Raw genomic sequence first — 22,400 nt, 5'->3', positions numbered from 1 at the left:
CCGCGAACGCCATTCGCCTGCCCCTGGATCGCTGCTTCGCACCTCGTCGATCCCACCGCGTCGGCGGTGGTCCGGCGAGCGGGGAGCGCCGGGCGGGCGACACGCCCTGTGCACCACCATGCCCCGGCGGGGGCCGGACCGCACCGGGCGGGAGGGGCCGGACGGGAACGGACGGGAACGGACCGGTGGGGGAGCGGTCAGCCGGAGCCGTCGAGATGGCACAGCAGCAGGCACACGTCGTCGTCGCGCTCGGAGTCGCTGAGCAGGGGACGCAGGATCCCGTCCGCCGAGCCCTCCAGGTCGGTGCCCAGCTGCTCCGGGGTGAACGACCCCAGGGCCCCGGCCAGGCGCTCGATGCCCGGGTCTATGCCCCGGGCCCGCCGCTCCACCAGGCCGTCCGTGTACAGCGCCAGCGTCGAACCCGGCGCGAGCAGCTCGGTGTGATCGGCGATCTCCTGCTCCAGCGGGATGCCGAGCATGGCCCCCGGTTTGGCGTCCAGCGTGCGCACTCGGCCGTCCGGGGTACGCAGCACCGGCGGAGGGTGACCGGCCGCGGCCCACGTCATCGTCGGATCGTCGGGATGGAAACGCGCGATGACGGCGGTGGCGAACAGGTCCGGCTGGAGGTGGTGCAGGAACGTGTGCAGCCGGGTCAGCAGTCGGCCCGGGCTGCCGCCGTCGACCGCGTAGGCGCGCAGCGCGGTCCGCAGCTGGCTCATCATCACGGCCGCCCGCAGCCCGTGCCCGGTCACGTCGCCGACCACGACGATCACCCCGCCGTCGGGCTGGCGGAACGCGTCGTACCAGTCGCCGCCGATGTTCAGCCCGTGCGTGGCCGGCAGGTAGCGCGCGGCCAGACTCAGGCCCGGTGGTGCCGGAAGGTCCGTCAGCAGGGCGCGCTGCAGGGTCTCGGCGATGTCGCGGTTGTGCTGGTAGCGCTGGGCGTGGTCGATCGCGATGGCGGCCCGCCGGGTGAGCTCGATCAGCATCACGGCGTCGTCGGGGTCCCAGCGCTCCCCGGGCGGGGTGAGCGTCAGCACTCCGAGCGACGCACCCCGGGTCGGCAGCGGGATGCACAGCAGGGGCCGGTCCGGGTCCAGCGCCGACGGCGGCTGGTCGTCGACGCCCGGCAGCCCTCCCGGCTGCGCGGCGGCGTACTGCGGCCGTCCGGTGCGGGCCGCGGCCAGGGCCGCGGCGGTGTGCACCGCGGGCTGGTTCCGGTCGCCCTCCTGGTCGAAGATCCAGACGTCGACGCCGGCGGCGTACTCGGGCACGAGCAGGTCCGGCAGGCGACGCACGATCTCGTGGTGGTCGAGCGAGGCGGTGAGCACCGCGCTCGCGTCCGCCAGGAACGTCAGCCTGCGGCGGGCGTTCTCGGCCTCGGTGCGGGCCTTGCGCTCGGCGGCGAACGCCTCCCGCTGGGCCCGCCCGGCGGCGTCCAGTTCGGCGTGCAGCGCCACGACGCCCTGGTTCGTCTGCTGCAGCTCCTCCCGGTGGAAGGCGACGAGGGCCTCCTGCTCGGTGAGCCTGTCCAGCACCAGCGCCGTGTCCTCGTCGGCGCCCAGCAGGGCCTCGGCCAGCGCGGCGGGGTCGTCCGCCACGGCATCGTCCCCGGCGGCCGGGACCGCCTCGGGGCAGGGCACCGACGTCCGCCACGGCGGCTCCCCGTCGGCCGCGGCCTCGCCCGCCGGCGTCACCACGGCGTGCAGCACGCCGCGGCCGGCGTCCGGGGCGCCGTCGGGCTCCGTGGCCGCTTCCAGGGTCAGCCGCCAGGTGCCGCCCTTGGTCAGGCACTGCCGCAACCGCGTGCTCAGCGAGGTCGCCAGCCGCGTGCGCTCCAGCGGCGGCACACCGTACGCCGCGGCCAGCCGGGCGACGGCGATACGGGCCCGGGCGGCGTCGGTGACGCCGGCGATCTGCCAGGTACGGGTCATCGGCGGTCCGGCGGGGTCGAGGTCAGGACGGCCACGGCGGTGTCGTCACGCACGGGGCGGGCGGAGCTGCTGGCGTCACGGATCGTCACGGCCGCCGTCACGGCCGGGTCGACGCCCGGGGCGCAGGCGTCGGGCGACGGCGTCCAGCGGCTCGGCAGACCGTCGCTGTGCAGGATCAGCACCCGGTCGTCCGCCCACTCCCGCTCCTCGTCGCGCACGGTCGTGGGCCGGTGGGTGCCGACGATGCCGGGCTGGGACACCAGCGGCCGCCAGGTGCCGTCCGCGCAGAGCCGGGCCCCTATGTTGCCGACGCCGGCGAACCTGAGCCGTCCGGCCCGCGTGTTGACCTGGGCGAGGGCGACGGCCGCGCCGCGGGTGCCGGTCAGCGCCGCGTCCAGCCGCTTCAGCGCCTCGGAGGGCGCCAGGTGGGCGACGCCGCGCAGCGCCTCCACCGCGGCCGACGAGGCCCGGGCCGCTTCGGGGCCGTGCCCCAGTCCGTCGGCCAGCATCAGCGTCACCCGGTCCCCGGCCCGTACCCACGCCCAGGCGTCGCCCGAGTAGTCGTCACCGCCGAACGGCACGTTCACGCCACCGGCCCGCACGCCTGACGCCGGGTCCCCGCCCGCGGCCCGGCCGCGGGGGGCGCCGCCGATCCGGGCCAGCGCCACGGTGCCCCGGCCCGGGACGCTGTGGAGCTCGAAGTCCTCGGCGAGGCGCGCGCAGGTGCCCAGGCCCGCGCCGAGCGATCCGGTGGTGGTGAAGCCGTCGCTCAGGGCGGTGGGCACGTCGGTGATGCCCGGGCCGTGGTCGACCGTGGTGATCTGCACGGCCCTGGCCTCGTCCCGGCCGGCCGTGAGGAGGGGCGGGGACACCACGTCGATGAGGACCTGGCCGCCTCCCGCGTGCTTGAGCAGGTTGGTGGCCAGCTCGGTCGCCACCAGCGCCGCGGAGGCGGTGCACTGCTCGTCCAGACCGGCCAGGGCCGCCGCGTGCTCCGCGGCCACCCGGGCGTCGCGCACCCGGGTCGAGTCGTGCACGGGTACGTCCCACACGCGTGGCATCAGAACTCCTCTCGCGGCCGCGGCGGACGGCCCACCCAGGAGGTCACCCGCACGGTGGTGCCGGCGCCCGGGGCGCTCTCGATCGCGAACTCGTGCACCAGCCGCCGGGCACCGCCCAGCCCCATGCCGAGCCCGTCGCCGGAGGTGAAACCGTCACTGAGCGCCTGCTCCACGTCGGCGATGCCGGGCCCCTCGTCGCTGAACGTGAGCCGGAGTCCGCGCACGCCGCCCTCGGCGAGGGGTTCCGTCTCCATCGTTCCGCCGCCGCCGTACACCAGCGTGTTGCGGGCCAGCTCGCTGGCCGCCGTGACCAGCTTGGTCTGGTCCACCAGTCCGAAGCCGAGCTGGGCGGCGGCCTGCCGCACGTGCTGTCGCACCCACACCAGATCCATGTCCGACCGGATCGGCAGGCGGGCCTGGGCGCCCGCGGCAGTGTGCATCACGGACTCTCCTGGCTCAGCCCGCCGAAGCGGGACGACGGAGCCTGCCGGGCGAGGAGCTGCATCGCCACCTCGGTGCTGAGCGCGGTGTGCACCCGCGGCAGGTTCAGGCCCAGTTCCACCAGGGTGATGGCGACCGCCGGCCGCATGCCGACGACCACGGTCCGCGCGGCCAGCAGATCGGTCTGCCCGGCGATCTCGGCCAGCACCCGGCCGAGGAAGGAGTCGACGATCTCCACACCGGAGATGTCGATGATCACGCCGGTGGCCCCGGTGCGCACGATGGTCTCGGCGAGGTCCTCCTGGAGCTGCTGCGCCGTGCTGTCGTGCAGGTCTCCCTGAAGGGTGACCAGAAGGACGTCACCGAGCCGCAGGACCGGCACGTGGCCCGTCACGGGGCCCGCGTGGGGCCCGGGGAAACCCTCGTTCACCGCGCGACCGGGCCGTTCGTGACGGGGTTCACGATGCCGACGCCGAGCTGGTGCAGGATGTAGCCCAGCGCGTCGGCGAGGCTCGCCCGGGTCACGACGGTGCCCAGGTCCAGTCCGAGGTGGACCATGGTCTGCGCGATCGCCGGCCGGATGCCGGAGACGATGCACTCGGCGCCCATCAGCCGGGCCGCCGCGACCGTCTTCATCAGGTGCTGGGCCACCAGGGAGTCGACCGTCGGGACGCCGGTGATGTCCAGGATGGCGTAGCGCGCCTGCTGCTCGACGACGGACTCCAGCAGGGTCTCCATCACCACCTGGCTGCGGGCGCTGTCCAGCGTCCCGATCAGCGGTACGGCCACGATGCCGTCCCACAGCTTGATGACGGGCGTGGCCACCTCCAGGAGCTGCAGCCGCTGCCGGTCGATCAGGGCCTGGTTCTCGTTCAGCGCCGTCTGCATGACCACGACGCGCAGGGTGCCCATCAGGACGCCCAGCGTGGTGGCACAGTCCCGGACGTGGTCCGCCGGGGCGTCCGGGATGTCGGCGAGCAGCAGCTTCTCGACCGGCGGACGCAGGGCGGCCAGCTCGCTCGACACCTGTGCGGCGCTCAGGCCGGCGCGGGAGCGGGCCGCCCCCATCCGCGCCAACTGCTCGCGCACCGTGGTGAATCCCGCCGCGTCCGGGTCCTCCACCCGGCCCGCGTCCGCGACTTGGGCCAGGGCGTCCACCACGGCCTTGCCCGCCTCGACGGCCTCGTCGCGCGAGACGGTGAACACGGCCCGGAACAAGGGCTCGTCGGCCCACCGCTGGGCGATCTGTTCACGGCGGCGACGCAGGAACTCCCTGACCTCCTGCGTCGCCGATCCGGCCGTTCCCTCCGCCTGCTCCGGCACCTGCTCCACTCCTCATCCGCGCTGCGCCGTACCGACCCCACGGGCAACGTGACGGCGACGTGACTCTGCCGGGCGACAACTGTAACCACCCGTCGACCTCGTACGACACCTGATCCCGCACGAGCGGCCCGGATGAGCGGCGGGGCGGGCCGGATCAGGCGTCGGGCACCTCCGGGCCCTCCGGCTGCCGGTCGACGCGGGAGAGCGCCTCCTCGACGCTGTCGGACACCGGCACGGTGATGCTCACACCGGTCAGGTCCAATATGCGCAGCACCGCGGGGGTCGGCGAGATGATGTGGACGCTGCCCGGAAGGTCGCGGGCCTCCTGGTAGACCCGGAGGATGATGTTCATCCCGGAGGAGTCCATGAACGGGACGTCCGACAGGTCCAGCAGGAAGTGCCGTCGGCCGTGGTGCAGTTGGTTGGCCAGGTGGTGCTGGAACTCGGTCGCGGTGTCGACGTCCAGGTAGCCCTCCACCTTGAGCAGCGCGACGTCCTCCCGGGGCAGCGTCACCTCGACGGACAGCGGGTTCTGGGCAATGGGCACGTGTACCTCCAACGATCCTGACGGCCAGGGGCTGGGCCGCCCCCGTGAGCGACTTCGCAGTCCCCGGGCGAGGGGCACGTCGGTGATCAACATCTCACCGCACGCCGTGCCCCTGCCCGTGAACACCGCTCACCGCGCCCGGCGCATACCCCCGAATCCGGAGGTCACACATCACCCGACCCGGATGCCCACGAGACAGGTGTCGTCGTCCGTGTCTGACCTGCTGTAGGTGAGCAGACGGTCCAGGTGCTGGTCCAGCGTCCTGGGACTCGTACGGGCGGTGCTCAGCAACTGCGTCAGCGACTCCTCCACCGAGCGGTCACGGCGTTCGATCAGGCCGTCGGTGTACATCAGCAGCGTGTCCTCGGAGGCCAGCTGCACCTCTTCCTCCTCGTAGGCGGCCTCCGCCACCGCGCCCAGCAGCATGCCCTTCACCAGCGGCAGCGGCTGCGCCTCCGCGCCCCTCACCAGGACCGGCGGCAGGTGCCCCGCGCGGGCCCAGCGCAGCGTCCGCCGGACCGGGTCGTACAGTCCGCACACCGCGGTCGCCGTGACCCCGCCCGTCAGGTGGTGCGCCACGATGTTCAGCCACGACAGCAGCTGCCCCGGCCCCGCCCCGGTCACCGCCAGCCCGCGCAGCGCGTTGCGCAGCACGACCATGCTCGTCGCGGCCTCTATGCCGTGCCCGGCGACGTCCCCCACGCACAGCAGCACCATCCGGTTCGGCAGCAGCACCGCGTCGTACCAGTCACCGCCCACCAGCTGCTCCGTCTCCGCCGGCCGGTAGCGGACGGCCACCTGGAGGTCCGGCACCGTGAGCGGGGTCTGGGCGGGCGGCATGATGGCGTGCTGCAGCTGCAGGGCCAGCCGGGCGCGCTCGATGGCCTGCTGCTCGGTGTGCGCGAGCTGGTCGCGGGTCGCGGCGAGCGCCACCTCCGTCCAGTGCTGGGCAGAGATGTCCTGGTAGGCGCCGCGCACCATGAGCAGGCGGTCGTCGGTGTCCAGCACCGGTTCCGCCACCACCCGCACGTGCCGGGTCACCCCGTCCGGCCGCTGCAGCCGGAACGCGGCCGACGCCGGCCTGCGGTGGTGCAGCAGCGTGCGCAGGAACCGGCCGATGGGCACCGCGTCGTCGGGATGGGCGTGGGCGGCCAGTTCCTCCAGCGGCACCGGGGTGCTCGTCTGCGGACGCCCGTACAGGTCGAAGAGCTGCCCGTTCCAGGTGATCTCCCCGGTCAGCAGGTTCTCCTCGAAGCCGCCGATGCGGCCGAGGCGCTGGGCGTGCTGGAGCAGGCTCGCCAGCCGGGCCGTCTCGTCCTCGATGCGCCAGATGAGCAGCACCGCGTTGCCGTGCCGGCTGATGCTGATGTCGGCGACCGCCGACAGCGGCACCTGGTCGACCAGCGCGGTCAGGTTCATCCGGCGGGCCCGGAACGACTCGCCCGTCGCGTAGACCCGCTCCACGCTCCGGAACAGCTCGCTCTCCCCGGCGGCCATCGGATAGGCCTCCAGCAGCAGCGCGCCGCCCACCACGGCCCGCGGTCGTCCGGCGGGATCCAGGAAGCGCTTGTTGACGTGCTGGATGCGGAAGTCCGCCAGGTGCCCGGCCGCGTCCAGGTGCGGCACCAGGACCAGGGCGGGGTCGTGCAGCCCGTCCGCCAGGTCCATCAGCTCCGCGGCGTCCGGCAGCACCCGCGGCTCCGCACCCGCGCCGTGCGGCGGCGTGTACGTCTCCAGCGTGTGCGCGCACAGCTCCGCCAGGGCCTCCACCTGGCGCACCACCTGGGGCGGCTGCGGGGGCAGGGGCTGCGGCCACGCGATCTCCAGCACCCCGTGGATGCGTCCCCCCGTGCCGGCGGGCACGGCGACCCGGCCGCCGTCGGGGTACTGGTGGCGGCCCACGCTGGGCAGCCCGGTCTCCGCCAGCGACGTGATCCACTGGCCCGCGCGTTCGGTCAGGCCGCGCCGCGCCACCGTCGCCACGTCCGGCGGCACGTAACGCCACCGGGTGGCCTCGGCGGGGGAGAACCCGGCGCACCCGGCGAGGGTGAGCGAGCCGTCGGAGCCGGCCGCCCAGATGGCCACGGCGACCGCGCCGAGCGGGCGCAGCGCCTGCTCCAGCAGGGCGTCGGCGACGGCCTGGGTGTCGTCCGCGGCCAGCGCGCCGCTCTCGGCGGCCCGCAGCCGCACGGCGGCGGACTCGGCGGCGGACGGGTGCCCGGCGTCGTCGGACCGCTCCGCCTCCGCCGCGGCGGTGGCCGCGAGGAACGCGTCCGTGACCTCCGACATCCGGTCGCGGGCGGCCTGGTTGATGACGTCGACCGCGAACTCCAGCGGCGTCACCTGGGACTGCTCGGCCAGTTCGGCGAGCTGCCGCGCCGCCTCGGCCGGGCCGCAGCCGAGCCGGGCGACCAGCACGCCCTTGGCGAGCTCGATCAGGGCCCGGCCCTCGGCCTCCGCCTGGGCGGCCCGTACCTCGCGGCTGAGCCGGTCCACCGTGGCGGCGAGTCTGCCCACGGGCGACAGCGGGGGAACGCCGCGCGGACCGGCGACGGCCCCGGCCTCGCCGGAGAGGGGCGGCGCGGATCCCGGGGGCCGCGCCGCGGACGAACCGGACGGCTCGGTGCCGCCGGGTTCGCGTGGCTGCTCGGAGATGCTCACGGTCGGGTCACTCCTCGGCTGGAGACCGCCACGGCGCGCGACGGGACCCGTCGCGCGCCGCCCGGCCCACCGGTGGACGGAACGGGGGCCGGCGCGCTCATGCGGGCAGCCAGCGGCGGACGCACGCGATGAGGTCCTGCGTGTCCACGGGTTTGGTGACGTAGTCGCTGGCGCCCGAGGCGATGCTCTTCTCCCGGTCGCCCGGCATCGCCTTGGCCGTCACCGCGATGATCGGCAGATCGGCGTACTGCGGCATCCGGCGGATCTCCGCGGTCGCCGTGTAGCCGTCCATCTCCGGCATCATCACGTCCATCAGGACCAGGGCGATGTCCGGATGGTTCACCAGCGTCTCGATGCCCCGCCGCCCGTTCTCCGCGTGCAGGACCCGGAAACCGTGCAGCTCCAGGATCCCGCTGAGCGCGAAGAGGTTGCGCGCGTCGTCGTCCACGACCAGGACGGTGCGGCCCGACGGCGCCTCCTCCACGGGCAGCGGCGTCAGGCGCTGCGGCTCCTCGGGGCGGACCAGGGACAGCACGTCCCCGGGCTCCTCGGCGGCCAGGTGCAGCGCGATCCGCTCCCGCAGCTCGTCGAGGCTCGACAGGAACTCCAGCGCCCCGCCGCCGGCACCGGAGCGCAGGCGCTCCTCCAGCGCCGCGTCCGCGCGGTGACCGCTGTGCACGAGCACCGGCACGCTCGCCAGCGCCGAGTCGCCCCGCAGCGCCTGGAGGAACCGGGACGCCTCGGAGTCCGGCATGCCCAGCTCCAGGACGACGCAGTGACACGGCTCGGCCGCCAGCGCGCCGGCCGCCTCCTCGGCCCCGACGGCGGTGATGATGTCGAGCGGCGGTCTGCCGCTCGCGTCGTCCCGGCCGTGCGGCAGTTCCGCCACCACGCTCTCCGCGACCAGGGTCAGCAGACCGCGCGGCCGCTCCTCCACCACGAGCAGCCGCCGCGGCCGCCGCCGCTGCCCGCCCGTCAGCTCGGGCAGCGGCGCCGGGCTCGTGAGCACCTCCTCGGACGACCGGGCCGGCGCCTGCTCCCCGCCCCGGCCCAGCAGGTCCTCGAAGTCGGGCCGGGCCACCGGCAGGAACAACGTGAACGTGCTGCCCTGGTCGGGCGTGCTGTCCACCGTGACGGCGCCGCCCAGCAACTGGGCGATCTCCCGCGTGATGGACAGGCCGAGTCCGGTGCCGCCGTACTTGCGGCTGGTCGTGCCGTCGGCCTGCTGGAACGCCCCGAAGATCGACTCCAGGTGCTGCTCCGGGATGCCGATGCCGGTGTCCTTCACCCGGAAGGCCACCACGGCACCGCCCCGGACCACACCACCGGGCACCTCGTGGTCCGGCGCCGGCTCGATGGACAGCTCCACCCCGCCCCGCTCGGTGAACTTCACCGCGTTGGACAGCAGGTTGCGCAGCACCTGACGCAGCCGGGAGTCGTCGGTCAGCAGGTCCGCCGGCGCGCCGGGGGCCGTGGTCACCGTGAACTCCAGGCCCTTCTGCGTCGTCATGGGCCGGAACGTGGCCTCGACGTACTCGATGAGCTGCCGCAGCGTCACCCGCTCCGGGGAGACGTCCATCTTCCCCGCCTCGACCTTCGACAGGTCCAGGATGTCGTTGATCAGCTGGAGCAGGTCCGAGCCCGCCGAGTGGATGATCCCCGCGTACTCGACCTGCTTCGGGGTGAGGTTGCGCGAGGGGTTCTGGGCGAGCAGCTGGGCGAGGATGAGCAGGCTGTTGAGCGGGGTGCGCAGCTCGTGGCTCATGTTCGCCAGGAACTCCGACTTGTACTTCGAGGCCAGCGACAGCTGCTGGGCGCGGGCCTCCAGCTCCTGCCGGGCCTGCTCGATCTGGAGGTTCTTCGCCTCGATGTCCCGGTTCTGGGCGGCCAGCAGGGACGCCTTGTCCTCCAGCTCGGCGTTGGAACGCTGCAACTCCTCCTGCTGCACCTGCAGTTCCGTGGAGCGGGCCTGGAGCTCGGCCGTCAGGCGCTGCGACTCGGCGAGCAGCTCGTCGGTGCGGGCGTTGGCCACGATGGTGTTGACGTTGACGCCGATGGTCTCCATCAGCTGTTCCAGGAAGTCCCGGTGGATCGGCGTGAACGCGGTGACCGACGCCAGCTCGATCACGCCGAGCACCTGGCCCTCGACCACGATGGGCACCAGCACCAGGGCGGTGGGCACCACCTGGCCGAGCCCCGAGGAGATGGTCACGTAGTCCGGCGGCAGCTCGTCCACCACGATGGTGCGCCGGCTGCGCGCGGCCTGGCCGACCAGCGTGCGGCCGAACGCGATCCGGGTGGGCCGGTCCGCGTCGTCGGGATAGCCGTAGGAGCCGACGAGCCGCAGTTCGGGGCCGCCGTCGCCGTCCTCGGCCAGGTAGAAGGCGCCGTACTGCGCCGACACCAGCGGCACCAGCTCGTCCATGATCAGCTCGGCGACCACGGGCAGGTCCCGGTGGCCCTGCATCAGGCCGGAGATCCGGGCGAGGTTGGTCTTGAGCCAGTCCTGCTCCTGGTTGGCCCGGGTGGTCTCGCGCAGGGACTGCACCATCGCGTTGATGTTGTCCTTGAGCTCGGCGACCTCGCCGGACGCCTCCACGTTGATCGAGCGGGTCAGGTCGCCCTCGGCGACGGCGCTCGTCACCCCGGCGATCGCGCGGACCTGCCGGGTGAGGTTGCCCGCCAGCTCGTTGACGTTCTCCGTGAGCCGCTTCCAGGTGCCCGAGACGCCCTCCACCTCGGCCTGGCCGCCGAGCCGGCCCTCGGTGCCGACCTCGCGGGCCACGCGGGTGACCTCGTCGGCGAAGGCGGAGAGCTGGTCGACCATCGTGTTGATCGTCGTCTTGAGCTCGAGGATCTCGCCGCGCGCGTCGACGTCGATCTTCTTCGACAGGTCGCCGCGGGCCACCGCCGTCGTCACCAGCGCGATGTTGCGCACCTGGCCGGTGAGGTTGTTGGCCATCGAGTTGACGTTGTCGGTCAGGTCCTTCCAGGTGCCGGCGACGTTCGGCACGTGCGCCTGGCCGCCGAGCCGGCCCTCGGTGCCGACCTCGCGGGCCACGCGGGTGACCTCGTCGGCGAACGCCGACAGCGTGTCGACCATCGTGTTGATGACCTCGGCCAGGGCCGCGATCTCGCCCTCGGCCTTGACGGTGATCCGCTGCGACAGGTCGCCGCGGGCCACCGCGGTGGCGACCTGGGCGATGGAACGGACCTGCCCCGTCAGGTTCGACGCCATCACGTTGACGTTGTCGGTGAGGTCCTTCCAGGTGCCCGACACGCCGCGCACCTGCGCCTGTCCGCCCAGGTTGCCGGCCGTGCCGACCTCGCGGGCGACGCGGGTGACCTCGTCGGCGAAGGCGGAGAGCTGGTCGACCATCGTGTTGATGGTGTTCTTCAGCTCCAGGATCTCGCCGCGCGCGTCCACGGTGATCTTCTGGGAGAGGTCGCCCTTGGCCACGGCGGTCGCCACCTGGGCGACATTGCGGACCTGGTTGGTCAGGTTGCCCGCCATGAAGTTCACCGAGTCGGTGAGGTCGCGCCACGTCCCCTTGACGCCCTGGACGTCCGCCTGGCCGCCGAGCCGTCCGTCGGTGCCGACCTCGCGGGCGACGCGGGTGACCTCGTCGGCGAAGGCGGAGAGCTGGTCGACCATCGTGTTGATGGTGTTCTTCAGCTCCAGGATCTCGCCGCGCGCGTCGACGTCGATCTTCTGGGAGAGGTCGCCCTTGGCCACCGCCGTGGCCACCTGCGCGATGTCCCGCACCTGGGTGGTCAGGTTCCCCGCCATGGCGTTGACCGAGTCCGTCAGGTCGGCCCAGGTGCCCGAGACGCCCGGCACCCTCGCCTGCCCGCCGAGGGTGCCCTCGGTGCCGACCTCGCGGGCCACCCGGGTGACCTCGGAGGTGAACACGGACAGCTGGTCCACCATGCCGTTGAAGACCTTGGCGATGTCGCCCATCAGGCCGTCCGCCTCGTCCGGCAGACGCGTGCCGAAGTCGCCGTCCCGTACGGCCGTCAGGCCGGCCAGCAGGCGCCGCAGCTCCTGATCGCCCGGCACCGTGTCCACGGTTCCGGCGCTGTCGCTGGTCATGCGCACCCTCGTTCCGCTCCCCAGGAGCCCCCGGCTTCCGAGGGCTCGGAACACCTCCGGCACCGCCGGGCGGTCCGGTCTGTCGTGCGTGCATTTCCGCAGTTCACGGATTTGCGCGATGAGAAAAATACGTCAGAGGCTAACCCAGGTGCCGGGCGGGCGACAAAGCGGGGACCCCTCACCGGGCCAGGAACCCGTGGCGCCGCCCGGCCACGCGCCCCGAATGGGGCGGCCCACGCCGGGTATCCGCTGCTGTGGGCCGGACCGGCCGGGCCGCCCCCGGCGCCCGTCCGGTCCCTCAGTCGCCGAACCGTGCCGAAGGGGAAGGAAAGGGACAGCGTGCCGACGGACAACATCTGGTCGTACGCGGCGGACAGCGGTCACACGGAGGGACAGGACCTCACGGGCTGCACCGTCCTCGCGAGCGACGGCACCATCGGCCACGTGGACCGGCAGGCCGACCACTTCGGCATGCGGCACCTGGTCGTCGACACCGGCGTCTGGATCTTCGGACGCAGCGTGCTCGTCCCGGTCGGCGCGGTGCGGGGCATCGACCCCGGGACCCGCACCGTCACCGTGGCGTGCACCAGGGCGCAGATCAAGGCCGCACCCCGGTTCCGGACCGACAGCGAGACCATGGACCGGGAGTACCTGGCGGCCGTGGGCGACTACTACGACCGGTTGCCGCCGCGGGAGGCCACGGGCGACTGACCCGGTGGCCGGCCCGATCCGGTGCAGGACGACAGCACGGACGAAGCGAGCCAGGGACACCACAGACATGGAACGAACCGATGGAACCACCACGTCCGCGCCCGGTACCGCGGCCGGCACACCGGCGCCGCCCGCCGTGACCAGCGCGGCCGACGCGCGGGCCCGCGCGGAGTCGGCGGTACGCGCACGGTGGGGCGGCACGGACCGCGGGGTGCGCGAAGAAGACGTCGTCGACCTGCTGCTCGTCGTCTCGGAGCTGGTGACCAACGCGATCCGGCACGGCGGCGGGCTGGCCGGCTTCGACGTCCGGACCACGGGCGAGGGCGTGTGGATCGCCGTCCACGACCACAGTCCGGTGATGCCCCGGGCGGTGCGGGAGTTCCCCACCCGGCACCACGGCAGCGGCTACGGCTGGCCGCTGGTCGCCCGGCTCACGCGGGACATCGCCGTCGAGCTCCGCCCCGGGGGCGGCAAGACGATCAGCGCGCTGGTGCCGGTGCGCCCCGCCGGCACCTGACCGACGGTCACCAGGGCAGGAACACGTGGATGTCCTTGCCCCGTCCGCCGGTGACGACGCTCACCTGGTCGGACAGCGTGTGGATCAGGTGCCAGCCGATGCCGCCGCCGCCGCTGCTCGGATGGAAGGGGCGCGGCGCGGGTTCGGTGGTGCTCGTGTCGTGCATCACCACGTGCACCCCGTCGAAGGTACGGCGCAGGCGCAGCTCGAAGGGGCCCGGGGCGTACTGCACCGCGTTGGCCGCCAGTTCCGTGACGACCAGCAGGATGTCGTCCCAGTGCTCGGGCGCCGAGGGCGGTGCCACACGCGCCAGGTCGTAGAGGAACTCCTCCGCGACAAGGCGGGCGTCGGTCACATTGTGCAACTCCCCGCTGAAGCTGGCGGTGCGGCTCGTGATCTCCTCGGAAGCCAGTGTCCTGTCCCAACGCGACTCGGCTGCCATCTCGCCTTCCCGGCCCGGCGTCCACCGGGCGTCGTCCTTCCTTCGCTTCTCCTTCGTTTGTTAGTTCCCGGGTCGGCGGAGCCTACGCGCACGTCCGCGCGGCAACGGCGCAGCGCACCGCGGGTGACGCTCCCGTCACCGGAAGAAGGCGTTCACCGGAGGAAGACGTCGTCCGTGTCCTCCCAGCCGGCCGGCTCCCGCGCCGGCACGTGCGGCCGCCGCCGCGAGCGCGCTTCGTACATCGCGTCGATCTCGAGGGCGTAGGTCCGTACGATCTCGTCCCGCCGCAGCTTCATCGACGGTGTGAGCAGCCCGTTGTTCACGTCGAACGGTTCCGGCAGGACGCGGAAGACCCGGATGGACTCCGAGCGCGAGACGGCGCTGTTGGCCGCGGCGACGGCCCGGGTGATCTCCTCCCGCAGCGCGTTCTCCTCGCGCGCCTCGCGCACCGACACGTCGCCCTGGAGCGCCAGACCCGCCCGCCAGTGCGTCAGGAACTCGGGGTCCAGCGTGATCAGCGCACCCACGCAGGGCCGGTTGTCACCCACCACCACCGCCTGGTGGACGAGCGGGTGCATCCGCAGCCGCTCCTCCAGGACGGCCGGGACGACGCTCTTGCCGCCGCTGGTGATGATGACGTCCTTCTTGCGGCCCGTGATCGACAGGTAGTTCTCGTCGTCCAGGTGCCCGAGGTCCCCGGTGGCCAGCCACCCGCCGCACAGTACCCGGCGGGTGGCCGCCTCGTCGCCGACGTACCCCTGGAACAGCGACGGTCCGCGCACCAGGATCTCCCCGTCGTCGGCCACCCGGACCTCCATGCCGGGCAGGGGCTGCCCGACGGTGCCCGACTTCTCGCGGCCCAGCGGCTGCATGGTCAGTCCGCCGCTGGTCTCCGTCAGGCCGTAGCCGTCGTGCACGTACACGCCGATGCCCTCGTAGAAGAGGGACAGCTCGCGGCTGAGCGGCGAACCGCCGCACGTGGCCCGCCGCACCCGGCCGCCCAGCGCCGACCGCAGCCGGCGGTACACCGTCCGCTCGTACAGGGAGTGCTGGAGCCGCAGGTCGAAGCCGGGTCCCGGCCCCCTGCCGAGCCGCCGGCGTTCCAGCGCCGCGGCGAAGTCCCTCGCCGTGTCGGCGGCCCGTTCGAACAGCGCCCCCCGGCCCGCCTGCTGGGCCGCGCGCAGGAAGTTCTTGTAGAGCTTCTCCAGGATCGACGGGACGGCGTAGAAGTACGTCGGACGGAAGGACCGCAGCGCCGACGACAGCGCCTCCTCGCTCATCGCCGGCTCGTGCGCCATGAGCAGTCCGCCCCGGACGCACAGGTTCTGGATCATCAGCCCGTACACGTGCGAGAACGGGAGGAAGGCGAGGACCGCGCCCTGCTCCCCTTCGGGCGCCACCGTGTGGCCCCAGCCGGCGAGCAGCGTGTCGCACGGGGAGGCCAGGCTGCGGTGGCTCAGCGCGCACCCCAGGGCCCGGCCCGAGGTGCCGGAGGTGTAGGCGACGACGGCGGTGGAGTCCGGCGGCACGAGACGGCGCATGGAGTCGACGGTGGCGTACGGGATGAACTCACCGCGCGCCACCAGCGCGGCCGGCGCGCCCGCGTCCAGCTGCCAGACGTGCCGCAGCGACGGCAGCGTCGCGCACACCGAGCCGACGGTCATCACGCTCTGTTCGTCCTCGACCACCACGGCCACGCAGCCCGCGTCCCGCAGGATCCATTCGACCTGGTCGCGCGAGGAGGTCGGGTAGACCGGGACGACCTCGGCGCCCACCGTCCACAGCGCGTAACTGAAGACCGTCCACTCGTACCGTGTGCGGGCCAGGATCGCCACGCGGTCGCCCGGCCGGATCCCGCACGCGATCAGCCCCTTGGCCAGGTCGACCACCTCGTCGCGGAACTCGGCGGCCGTCACCTCCTCCCAGACGGCGGAGGACGGTACGGGGCGGCGCGCGAGCATCGGCAGGGCGGGGGTGCGGGCCGCCGTCTCGAAGAGACTGTCGGCGAGCCCGCCGGTCAGGGGCGGCAGGGCGGCCCGGGGAGCGAGGGCGAGGTCGCGCATGCGCTGCTCCTGACATGTGCGGAGGGTGACGTCGCCGACGAGCACCGTCATCGGAGGCTCGAATCTAGCCGAGCCCCGGGCGGCGGGGGGCCGGGACGGCGGAAGTGTTCCCACCCGGTGATCCCGGCGGATCGGGGGACCCGTACGGCATGAGCTACACGAACCCCGATCCCGACCCCGAACACACCACCGGCCTGGAACCGGGCGGTGGCGTACCGCCCGGCGAGACCCCGCCGGCGGAGAGCAGCCTGCCCGAGGCGGGCCCGCGGGAGGTGCACAATCCCACCAAGGGCTGGGCCAAGGGGCCACTGGTCCTGATCCTCGCCCTCGTGGTGCTGATCGCGGCCGGGTTCCTCGCCTACGCCCTGGCCCTGATCTTCTGAGCGGCCGCGGTCAGGAGGGGGCCGGGCGGTGCACGCCCGCCCCCGTCAGGCCAGCTGGGTGCGGCGTACGCACTCGGTGACGACGTCGCGCAGGCTGCCGGTGCGCTCCAGCAGCTCGCGCTGCACGCGGGCGCCGTTTCCGTGCCGCAGCAGGTCCTCGGCCAGTTTCTCGGCCCGCTCCAGGTCACCGGCGGCGGCCAGCGCCTCCCGCACGTGGTCCAGCAGGGCCCGCACGACCGTCTCCGCGGGCATGCGCCGCATCGTCGCCGGGTGCAGCAGCTCCTCCGTCAGCCCGGACCGGGCGGCCCGCCAGGCGGCCAGGCGCAGCAGGCTCACACTGTGCCCGACCGGCTCCACGCCCTCCCGCCACTCCCGCGCGGCCGTCTCGACCAGGGCACGGGCCAGGGCGGCGATCAGGACGGCGGTGCTCGCGTCCAGGCAGACGTCCATGACCCGGAACTCGATCGTCGGGTACCGCCGGGCCAGCCGGACGTCGAAGTAGATCATCCCCTCGTCGAGGATGGTCCCGGTGGCCACCATGTCCGCGACCCGCCGGTGGTAGGTCTCCGCCGACCCGAACAGCTCCGTCGGCCCGGCCGACGGCCAGCGCTGCCAGACCCGGCTGCGGTAGCTGCTGTACGCCGAGTCCCTGCCCTGCCAGAACGGCGAGTTCGCGCTCAGCGCGGTGAGCACCGACAGCCAGGGCCGCACCCGGTCGACGACGGCGACGGCCTCCTCGTCGGACTCCACGGACACGTGCACGTGACAGCCGAGGACGAGCTGCTCGTGCACCACGACGCCGTACTGCTCGGCCATCCACCGGTAGCGGCGGTTCATGCCGACGGCGGGGCTGACCGGCAGCGGGGAGGTGGCGAGCGCGGCGACGGCACAGCCGATCCCCCCGGCGTGCCGCCCGGCCTCCTCACGGCAGCGGACGATCTCCGCGTGCAGCCGTTCCATGTCCGTCTGCGGATGCGTGGCGAACTCGAGCATCTGCTCGTGCAGTTCCTTCTCGAAGACGTCCTGTTCGCCGTCCTCCTGGGAGGCCCGGGCGAGCACCGCGGCGGACAGCGCACGCGGTTCGCCGGACTCGGGATCCACCAGGAGGAGTTCCTCCTCCACTCCGACGGTGCGCACGTGATGCCGCCTTTCCGGGGGTCCGACCGGGACGACGGGGCCTTCCCGCCGTTCGAACCCCGCCTGCCCCCACAAAGGCCGCGGAACACCTGGCCGTGCCGCAGTGCGTCACAGGACGAAGGGCATCAGCCACACCGTGGCCAGCGGCGGCAGCGTGATCCGGATGCTGCCGTCCTCCGGCTTGACCGGGTCGGGGTTGGTCACCCCGCTGCCGCCGTACTCCGCGGCGTCCGTGTTGAGGACCTCCTGCCAGACGGCGACGTCGTCGCCGACGGCGAGCCCGTACTCGTGCCGGACCACCGGCGAGAAGTTCGACACCGCCAGCAGGGAGCTGCCGTCCTCGTCGAACCGCAGAAACGCGAAGACGTTGTCCTCGGCCGCGTCCACGGCGACCCAGCGGAAACCGGCCGGGTCCGTGTCGCGCCGCCACAGGGCCGGGGTCCGGCCGTAGCGGGTGTTGAGCTCGCGCACCAGGTCCTGGATGCCGCGGTGGTCGCCCGCCGAGTGGTACCCCTCGTCGAGCAGCCACCACTCGGGGCCCTGCTTCTCCGACCACTCGGCACCCTGCGCGAACTCCTGCCCCATGAACAGCAGCTGCTTGCCGGGGTGCGCCCACATGAAGCCGAGGTAGGCGCGGACGTTCGCGCGCCGCTGCCACCAGTCGCCCGGCATCTTCGACACCAGCGCCTGCTTGCCGTGCACCACCTCGTCGTGGGAGATCGGCAGCACGTAGTTCTCGCTGTACGCGTACACCATCGAGAAGGTCATCTCGTGGTGGTGGTACTTGCGGTGCACCGGCTCGTGCGCGACGTACTCCAGCGAGTCGTGCATCCAGCCCATGTTCCACTTCAGCCCGAAACCGAGCCCGCCGGTGTCGGTCGGCCTGGTCACCCCGCCCCACGCGGTCGACTCCTCCGCGATGGTCACCACGCCGGGGCAGCGCCGGTAGACGGTCGCGTTCATCTCCTGCAGGAACGCCATGGCCGCCAGGTCCTCCCGGCCGCCGTACCGGTTGGGCTCCCACTGGCCCGAGTCGCGCGAGTAGTCCAGGTACAGCATGGAGGCGACCGCGTCCACGCGCAGCCCGTCGATGTGGAACTCCTCGCACCAGTACACGGCGTTGGCGACCAGGAAGTTGCGCACCTCGGTGCGGGCGAAGTCGAAGGTGTACGTGCCCCAGTCCGGGTGCTCGGCGCGCCGGGAGTCCCCGGGCTCGTACAGCGGGTCCCCGTCGAACCGGGCCAGTGCCCAGTCGTCCTTCGGGAAGTGCGCCGGCACCCAGTCCATGATCACGCCGATGCCCGCCCCGTGCAGGGCGTCGACCAGGTACCGGAAGTCGTCGGGCGAGCCGAGGCGCGCGGTCGGCGCGTAGAAGCCGGTGACCTGGTAGCCCCAGGACGGGCCGTAGGGGTGCTCGGCGACCGGCATCAGCTCGACGTGGGTGAAGCCCAGGTCCTTGACGTAGGCGGGCAGCACGTCGGCCAGCTCGCGGTAGGTCAGCCCCGGACGCCACGAGGGCAGGTGCACCTCGTACACCGAGAACGGCGCCTCGTGCACCGGCGTGGCGGAGCGGGTCCGCATCCACTCGCGGTCGTTCCACTCGTAGTGCGACGCCGTCACGACGGATGCCGTGTTCGGCGGTTCCTCCGCCGCGCGCGCCATCGGGTCGGCCTTGAGGAACCGGTGCCCGTAGCGGGAGTGGATCTCGAACTTGTACCGGGTGCCCTCGCCGACGCCCGGCAGGAACAGCTCCCACACCCCGGACGAACCGAGCGAGCGCATCGGGAACGCCGTGCCGTCCCAGTGGGTGAAGTCGGCGGCGACGCGCACGCCCTGCGCGTTCGGCGCCCACACCGTGAACCGGGTGCCGGTGACGCCCTCGTGGGCCATCGGCTCCGCGCCCAGCGCCCGCCACAGCTGCTCGTGCCGGCCCTCGCCGATCAGGTGCAGGTCCAGTTCGCCGAGGGCGGGCAGGAAGCGGTACGGGTCGTGCGTCTCCTGCTCCCCCTCCTCGTACGCCACGACGAGGGTGTACGCGGGGATCTCCGCCAGCGGCAGGACGCCGGAGAACAGGCCGTCCTCCTCCGACACCAGGGCGTGGCGCACGCCGTCGACGACCACGCTCACCTCGCGGGCGAAGGGGCGCAGCGCCCGGAAGGCGATCCCGCCGGGCACCGGATGGGCGCCGAGCAGCGCGTGCGGGTCGTGGTGGGCGCCCGCCAGCAGGCGCCCCCGGTCGGTCGGATCCAGCGGCGGTGCGGCCGTGCACGCCCCGGGTGCGGGCGCGACGGGACCGGACGGCTCGGGGAGCGAGGTGTCGCGGAGGGCCACGGGTCAGTCTCCTCTCACGGCGAGTCGTTCGATCGCCGCCATGGGTACGGGAAGCCAGTCGGGGCGGTGCCGGGCCTCGTACAGCACCTCGTACACGGCCCGGTCGGTCTCGTAGGCGCGCAGCAGGCCGTGCTTCTTGCGGGGGTCCCACCCGGCACGGGCGGCGTAGCCCGCGCAGAACGCCTCGCGGCAGCGGCGGGCCCACTCGGGGCGCCACGGGCGGCGCTGCCGGGCGGCGTAGTCGAAGGAGCGCAGCATGCCCGCGATGTCCCGCACGGGGGAGTGGGCGCTGCGCCGTTCGGCGAGCGGGCGGGACGGTTCGCCCTCGAAGTCGATGACGAACCAGTCCCGGCCGGCCCGCAGCACCTGACCCAGGTGCAGGTCGCCGTGGATGCGCTGGGCGGGCGGTCCCGAGTCGCAGGTGGTCAGCGCGGCGAAGGCCGCCCGCAGACCGGGGACGAAGGGTCGCAGCGCCGGCACGGCGTGCGCGGCCGCGGTCAGCCTTTCGGTCATCGCCGCCGCCGTGCGGCCGTTCTCCCCGGGGGCACCGGAGGGGAAGGCCGAGGCCAGCGCCAGGTGCACGTCGGCCATCGCCCGCCCCAGTTCGTGGGCCTGCACGGTGAAGTCGTCCCCGGAGGACAACGCCTGAAGGGCGAGGGTCCAGCCGTCGGAGGCGTCGTGCAGGAACGGCTGGAGCACGCCGAGCGTCGCCCCGTAGGGATGGGTCGTCCGCAGCCACGCCACCGGCGCGGGCACCCGGTCGCACCCCTGCCGGACCAGGGCGCTCGGCACCTCCAGGTCAGGGTTGACCCCCGGCTGGATGCGCCGGAACACCTTGAGGATGAACTCGTCGCCGTACACCAGCGAGGAGTTGGACTGCTCGGCGTCCAGGATGCGGGGCGCGAGCCCGCCGGGCACCGGACGGGACGGGTCGCACTCGAAGCGCAGCGGACCCGCCTTGCCGGGGTGCCGCAGCCGTTCCAGGAGCAGCTGGGCCGCCCGGGGGTCGTGCAGCGCGTCGTAGACCGTCCGGCCGGCCAGCGGGCCGTCCTGCACCTGCCCGATGAGCGCCCGTCCCAGGCGCGGCGACGGCTGCTCGCGCACACCGAGCAGCAACTGGTAGCAGTCGCCGGCCGGGGGCGCGCCGCCCGGCGCGGGAACGGGGCCGTGTCCGGTGTGGACCAGCAGGTGCAGGCAGCCCGGGAACAGCTCGGTCATCGACAGCAGACCGAGTTCGGCCACGGGCCGGTCCTTGCCCGCGAACCAGCGCTGCCGCGGCAGCCACTCCCGCAGCAGCCCGCCGAGCGAGGCCATGGGCTCGGCGGGATGCGTCGGCCTGGGGCGCAGGGGTGCGGTCTTCGGCATGGTGACGCGTCCTTTCCTCGGCCTGCGCTCACGCGCGGCGGCCGATGCGGGATGCGACTCGGGTGAGCCGGAACCAGTAGAAGCCGTGGCCCCCGAGGGTCAGTAGGTACGGCAGTTCACCGATGGCGGGGAAGCGGACCCCGCCGAACAGCTCGACCGGATGGCGTCCGGCGAACTCGCGCAGGTCCAGCTCGGTGGGCTGCGCGAACCGCGCGAAGTTGTTCACGCACAGGACCAGGTCGTCCTCGTACTCGCGCAGGAAGGCCAGGACGGCGGGGTTGGACGAGGGCAGCTCGGTGTACGAGCCCAGGCCGAACGCCACGTTCTGCTTGCGGATCTCGATCATGCGCCGGGTCCAGTGCAGCAGCGAGGACGGCGAGGCCATGGACGCCTCGACGTTCGTCACCTGGTAGCCGTAGACCGGGTCCATGATCGTCGGCAGGTAGAGCCGGCCCGGATCACAGGTGGAGAAGCCGGCGTTGCGGTCCGGGGTCCACTGCATCGGTGTGCGCACCGCGTCGCGGTCGCCGAGCCAGATGTTGTCGCCCATGCCGATCTCGTCGCCGTAGTAGAGGATCGGTGATCCCGGAAGGGCGAGGAGGAGGGCGGTGAACAGTTCGATCTGGTTGCGGTCGTTGTCGAGGAGGGGGGCCAGGCGCCGGCGGATGCCGATGTTGGCGCGCATCCGCGGGTCCTTCGCGTACTCGGCCCACATGTAGTCGCGCTCCTCGTCGGTGACCATCTCCAGGGTCAGCTCGTCGTGGTTGCGCAGGAAGATGCCCCACTGGCAGCCCGAGGGGATCGCCGGGGTCTTGGCCAGGATCTCCGAGACCGGATAGCGCGACTCGCGGCGCACGGCCATGAAGATGCGCGGCATCACCGGGAAGTGGAAGGCCATGTGGCACTCGTCGCCGCCGGCGGCGTAGTCGCCGAAGTAGTCGACCACGTCCTCGGGCCACTGGTTGGCCTCGGCCAGCAGCACCGTGTCCGGGTACTGCGCGTCGATCTCGCGGCGGACGCGCTTGAGGAACTCGTGGCTGGCGGGCAGGTTCTCGCAGTTGGTGCCCTCTTCGGCGTAGAGGTAGGGCACGGCGTCCAGCCGGAAGCCGTCGATGCCGAGGTCCAGCCAGAACTTCAGCGCGGCCAGCATCTCCTCCTGTACCGCGGGGTTCTCGTAGTTCAGGTCCGGCTGGTGGGAGAAGAAGCGGTGCCAGAAGTACTGTCCGCGCACCGGGTCGTACGTCCAGTTCGACGCCTCGGTGTCGACGAAGATGATGCGGGCGTCGGCGTAGCGGGTGTCGTCGTCGGCCCAGACGTAGTAGTCGCCGTAGGGGCCGTCGGGGTTCTTCCGCGACTCCTGGAACCACGGGTGCTGGTCGCTGGTGTGGTTC

The 22,400-nt window shown here is 73.0% G+C and carries 17 protein-coding genes; 3 read left to right on the top strand and 14 right to left on the bottom strand.

Features of this window, described 5'->3' with window-relative positions:
* Positions 1 to 197: 197 nt before the first annotated feature.
* The 8 genes from ACZ4V6_RS09520 to ACZ4V6_RS09485 all read right to left on the bottom strand — a co-directional run bounded on the left by ACZ4V6_RS09520 (position 198) and on the right by ACZ4V6_RS09485 (position 12,060).
* Positions 198 to 1,934: a PP2C family protein-serine/threonine phosphatase gene (locus tag ACZ4V6_RS09520; RefSeq protein ID WP_467824410.1), complete on the bottom strand. Its 1,737-nt coding sequence runs from the start codon at positions 1,932 to 1,934 to the stop codon at positions 198 to 200.
* On the bottom strand, positions 1,931 to 2,995 hold the full coding sequence (locus tag ACZ4V6_RS09515) for a SpoIIE family protein phosphatase (protein ID WP_467824408.1): 1,065 nt from the start codon (positions 2,993 to 2,995) through the stop codon (positions 1,931 to 1,933). Before ACZ4V6_RS09515 ends, ACZ4V6_RS09520 begins: the two co-directional genes overlap by 4 nt.
* On the bottom strand, positions 2,995 to 3,435 hold the full coding sequence (locus ACZ4V6_RS09510) for an anti-sigma regulatory factor (protein ID WP_467825581.1): 441 nt from the start codon (positions 3,433 to 3,435) through the stop codon (positions 2,995 to 2,997). Before ACZ4V6_RS09510 ends, ACZ4V6_RS09515 begins: the two co-directional genes overlap by 1 nt.
* A complete protein-coding gene (locus tag ACZ4V6_RS09505; RefSeq protein ID WP_467824406.1) occupies positions 3,435 to 3,866 on the bottom strand; it encodes an STAS domain-containing protein in 432 nt (143 codons plus the stop codon). The genes ACZ4V6_RS09510 and ACZ4V6_RS09505 overlap by 1 nt, the downstream gene beginning before the upstream one ends.
* Positions 3,863 to 4,759 carry an STAS domain-containing protein gene (locus ACZ4V6_RS09500; RefSeq protein WP_467824403.1) on the bottom strand — a complete coding sequence of 299 codons (897 nt, stop codon included), beginning with the start codon at positions 4,757 to 4,759 and terminating at the stop codon, positions 3,863 to 3,865. The genes ACZ4V6_RS09505 and ACZ4V6_RS09500 overlap by 4 nt, the downstream gene beginning before the upstream one ends.
* 154 nt (positions 4,760 to 4,913) lie before the next feature.
* A complete protein-coding gene (locus ACZ4V6_RS09495; protein ID WP_467824400.1) occupies positions 4,914 to 5,306 on the bottom strand; it encodes an STAS domain-containing protein in 393 nt (130 codons plus the stop codon).
* Positions 5,307 to 5,477: 171 nt separating this feature from the next.
* The gene (locus ACZ4V6_RS09490; RefSeq protein WP_467824397.1) at positions 5,478 to 7,967 is read right to left on the bottom strand and encodes a SpoIIE family protein phosphatase; all 2,490 of its coding nucleotides are present in this window, start codon (positions 7,965 to 7,967) and stop codon (positions 5,478 to 5,480) included.
* A 97-nt stretch (positions 7,968 to 8,064) separates the two neighbouring features.
* The gene (locus tag ACZ4V6_RS09485) at positions 8,065 to 12,060 is read right to left on the bottom strand and encodes a HAMP domain-containing protein (protein WP_467824394.1); all 3,996 of its coding nucleotides are present in this window, start codon (positions 12,058 to 12,060) and stop codon (positions 8,065 to 8,067) included.
* 339 nt (positions 12,061 to 12,399) lie between these two features.
* On the opposite strand from ACZ4V6_RS09485, the gene ACZ4V6_RS09480 reads away from it, so the two are divergent.
* Entirely contained in the window at positions 12,400 to 12,771 is a 372-nt protein-coding gene (locus ACZ4V6_RS09480; RefSeq protein ID WP_467824391.1) for a PRC-barrel domain-containing protein, read from the top strand.
* A 67-nt stretch (positions 12,772 to 12,838) separates the two neighbouring features.
* The gene (locus tag ACZ4V6_RS09475) at positions 12,839 to 13,288 is read left to right on the top strand and encodes an ATP-binding protein (protein ID WP_467824388.1); all 450 of its coding nucleotides are present in this window, start codon (positions 12,839 to 12,841) and stop codon (positions 13,286 to 13,288) included.
* Positions 13,289 to 13,295: 7 nt separating this feature from the next.
* Here ACZ4V6_RS09475 and ACZ4V6_RS09470 read toward each other — a convergent pair whose 3' ends face one another.
* Positions 13,296 to 13,730 (bottom strand): ATP-binding protein, encoded by a 435-nt coding sequence (locus tag ACZ4V6_RS09470; protein WP_467824386.1) that lies wholly within the window; start codon positions 13,728 to 13,730, stop codon positions 13,296 to 13,298.
* A 152-nt stretch (positions 13,731 to 13,882) separates the two neighbouring features.
* Positions 13,883 to 15,793, bottom strand: a complete 1,911-nt coding sequence (locus ACZ4V6_RS09465; RefSeq protein ID WP_467825578.1) for an AMP-dependent synthetase/ligase — start codon at positions 15,791 to 15,793, stop codon at positions 13,883 to 13,885.
* A gap of 149 nt (positions 15,794 to 15,942) precedes the next feature.
* On the opposite strand from ACZ4V6_RS09465, the gene ACZ4V6_RS09460 reads away from it, so the two are divergent.
* Positions 15,943 to 16,176: a DUF6480 family protein gene (locus ACZ4V6_RS09460; protein WP_403520780.1), complete on the top strand. Its 234-nt coding sequence runs from the start codon at positions 15,943 to 15,945 to the stop codon at positions 16,174 to 16,176.
* A gap of 45 nt (positions 16,177 to 16,221) precedes the next feature.
* Here the strand turns inward: ACZ4V6_RS09460 and ACZ4V6_RS09455 are convergent, their stop codons facing one another.
* The 4 genes from ACZ4V6_RS09455 to treS form a co-directional block, all read right to left on the bottom strand.
* Positions 16,222 to 17,313, bottom strand: a complete 1,092-nt coding sequence (locus tag ACZ4V6_RS09455) for a glutamate--cysteine ligase 2 (RefSeq protein WP_467824383.1) — start codon at positions 17,311 to 17,313, stop codon at positions 16,222 to 16,224.
* A 108-nt stretch (positions 17,314 to 17,421) separates the two neighbouring features.
* The gene (glgB, locus tag ACZ4V6_RS09450; RefSeq protein WP_467824381.1) at positions 17,422 to 19,644 is read right to left on the bottom strand and encodes a 1,4-alpha-glucan branching enzyme; all 2,223 of its coding nucleotides are present in this window, start codon (positions 19,642 to 19,644) and stop codon (positions 17,422 to 17,424) included.
* 3 nt (positions 19,645 to 19,647) lie between these two features.
* Complete coding sequence (locus tag ACZ4V6_RS09445; RefSeq protein WP_467824378.1) at positions 19,648 to 21,009, bottom strand: maltokinase N-terminal cap-like domain-containing protein; 1,362 nt, start codon at positions 21,007 to 21,009, stop codon at positions 19,648 to 19,650.
* Between the two features lie 28 nt (positions 21,010 to 21,037).
* Positions 21,038 to 22,400 (bottom strand): maltose alpha-D-glucosyltransferase (treS, locus tag ACZ4V6_RS09440; protein WP_467824375.1); only part of this gene is annotated, 1,363 nt, incomplete at its 5' end.

Source organism: Streptomyces sp. NPDC029152 (assembly GCF_055564355.1).
The sequence above is the reverse complement of the archived record's forward strand: the minus strand, read 5'-3'. Positions and strand labels throughout refer to the sequence as shown.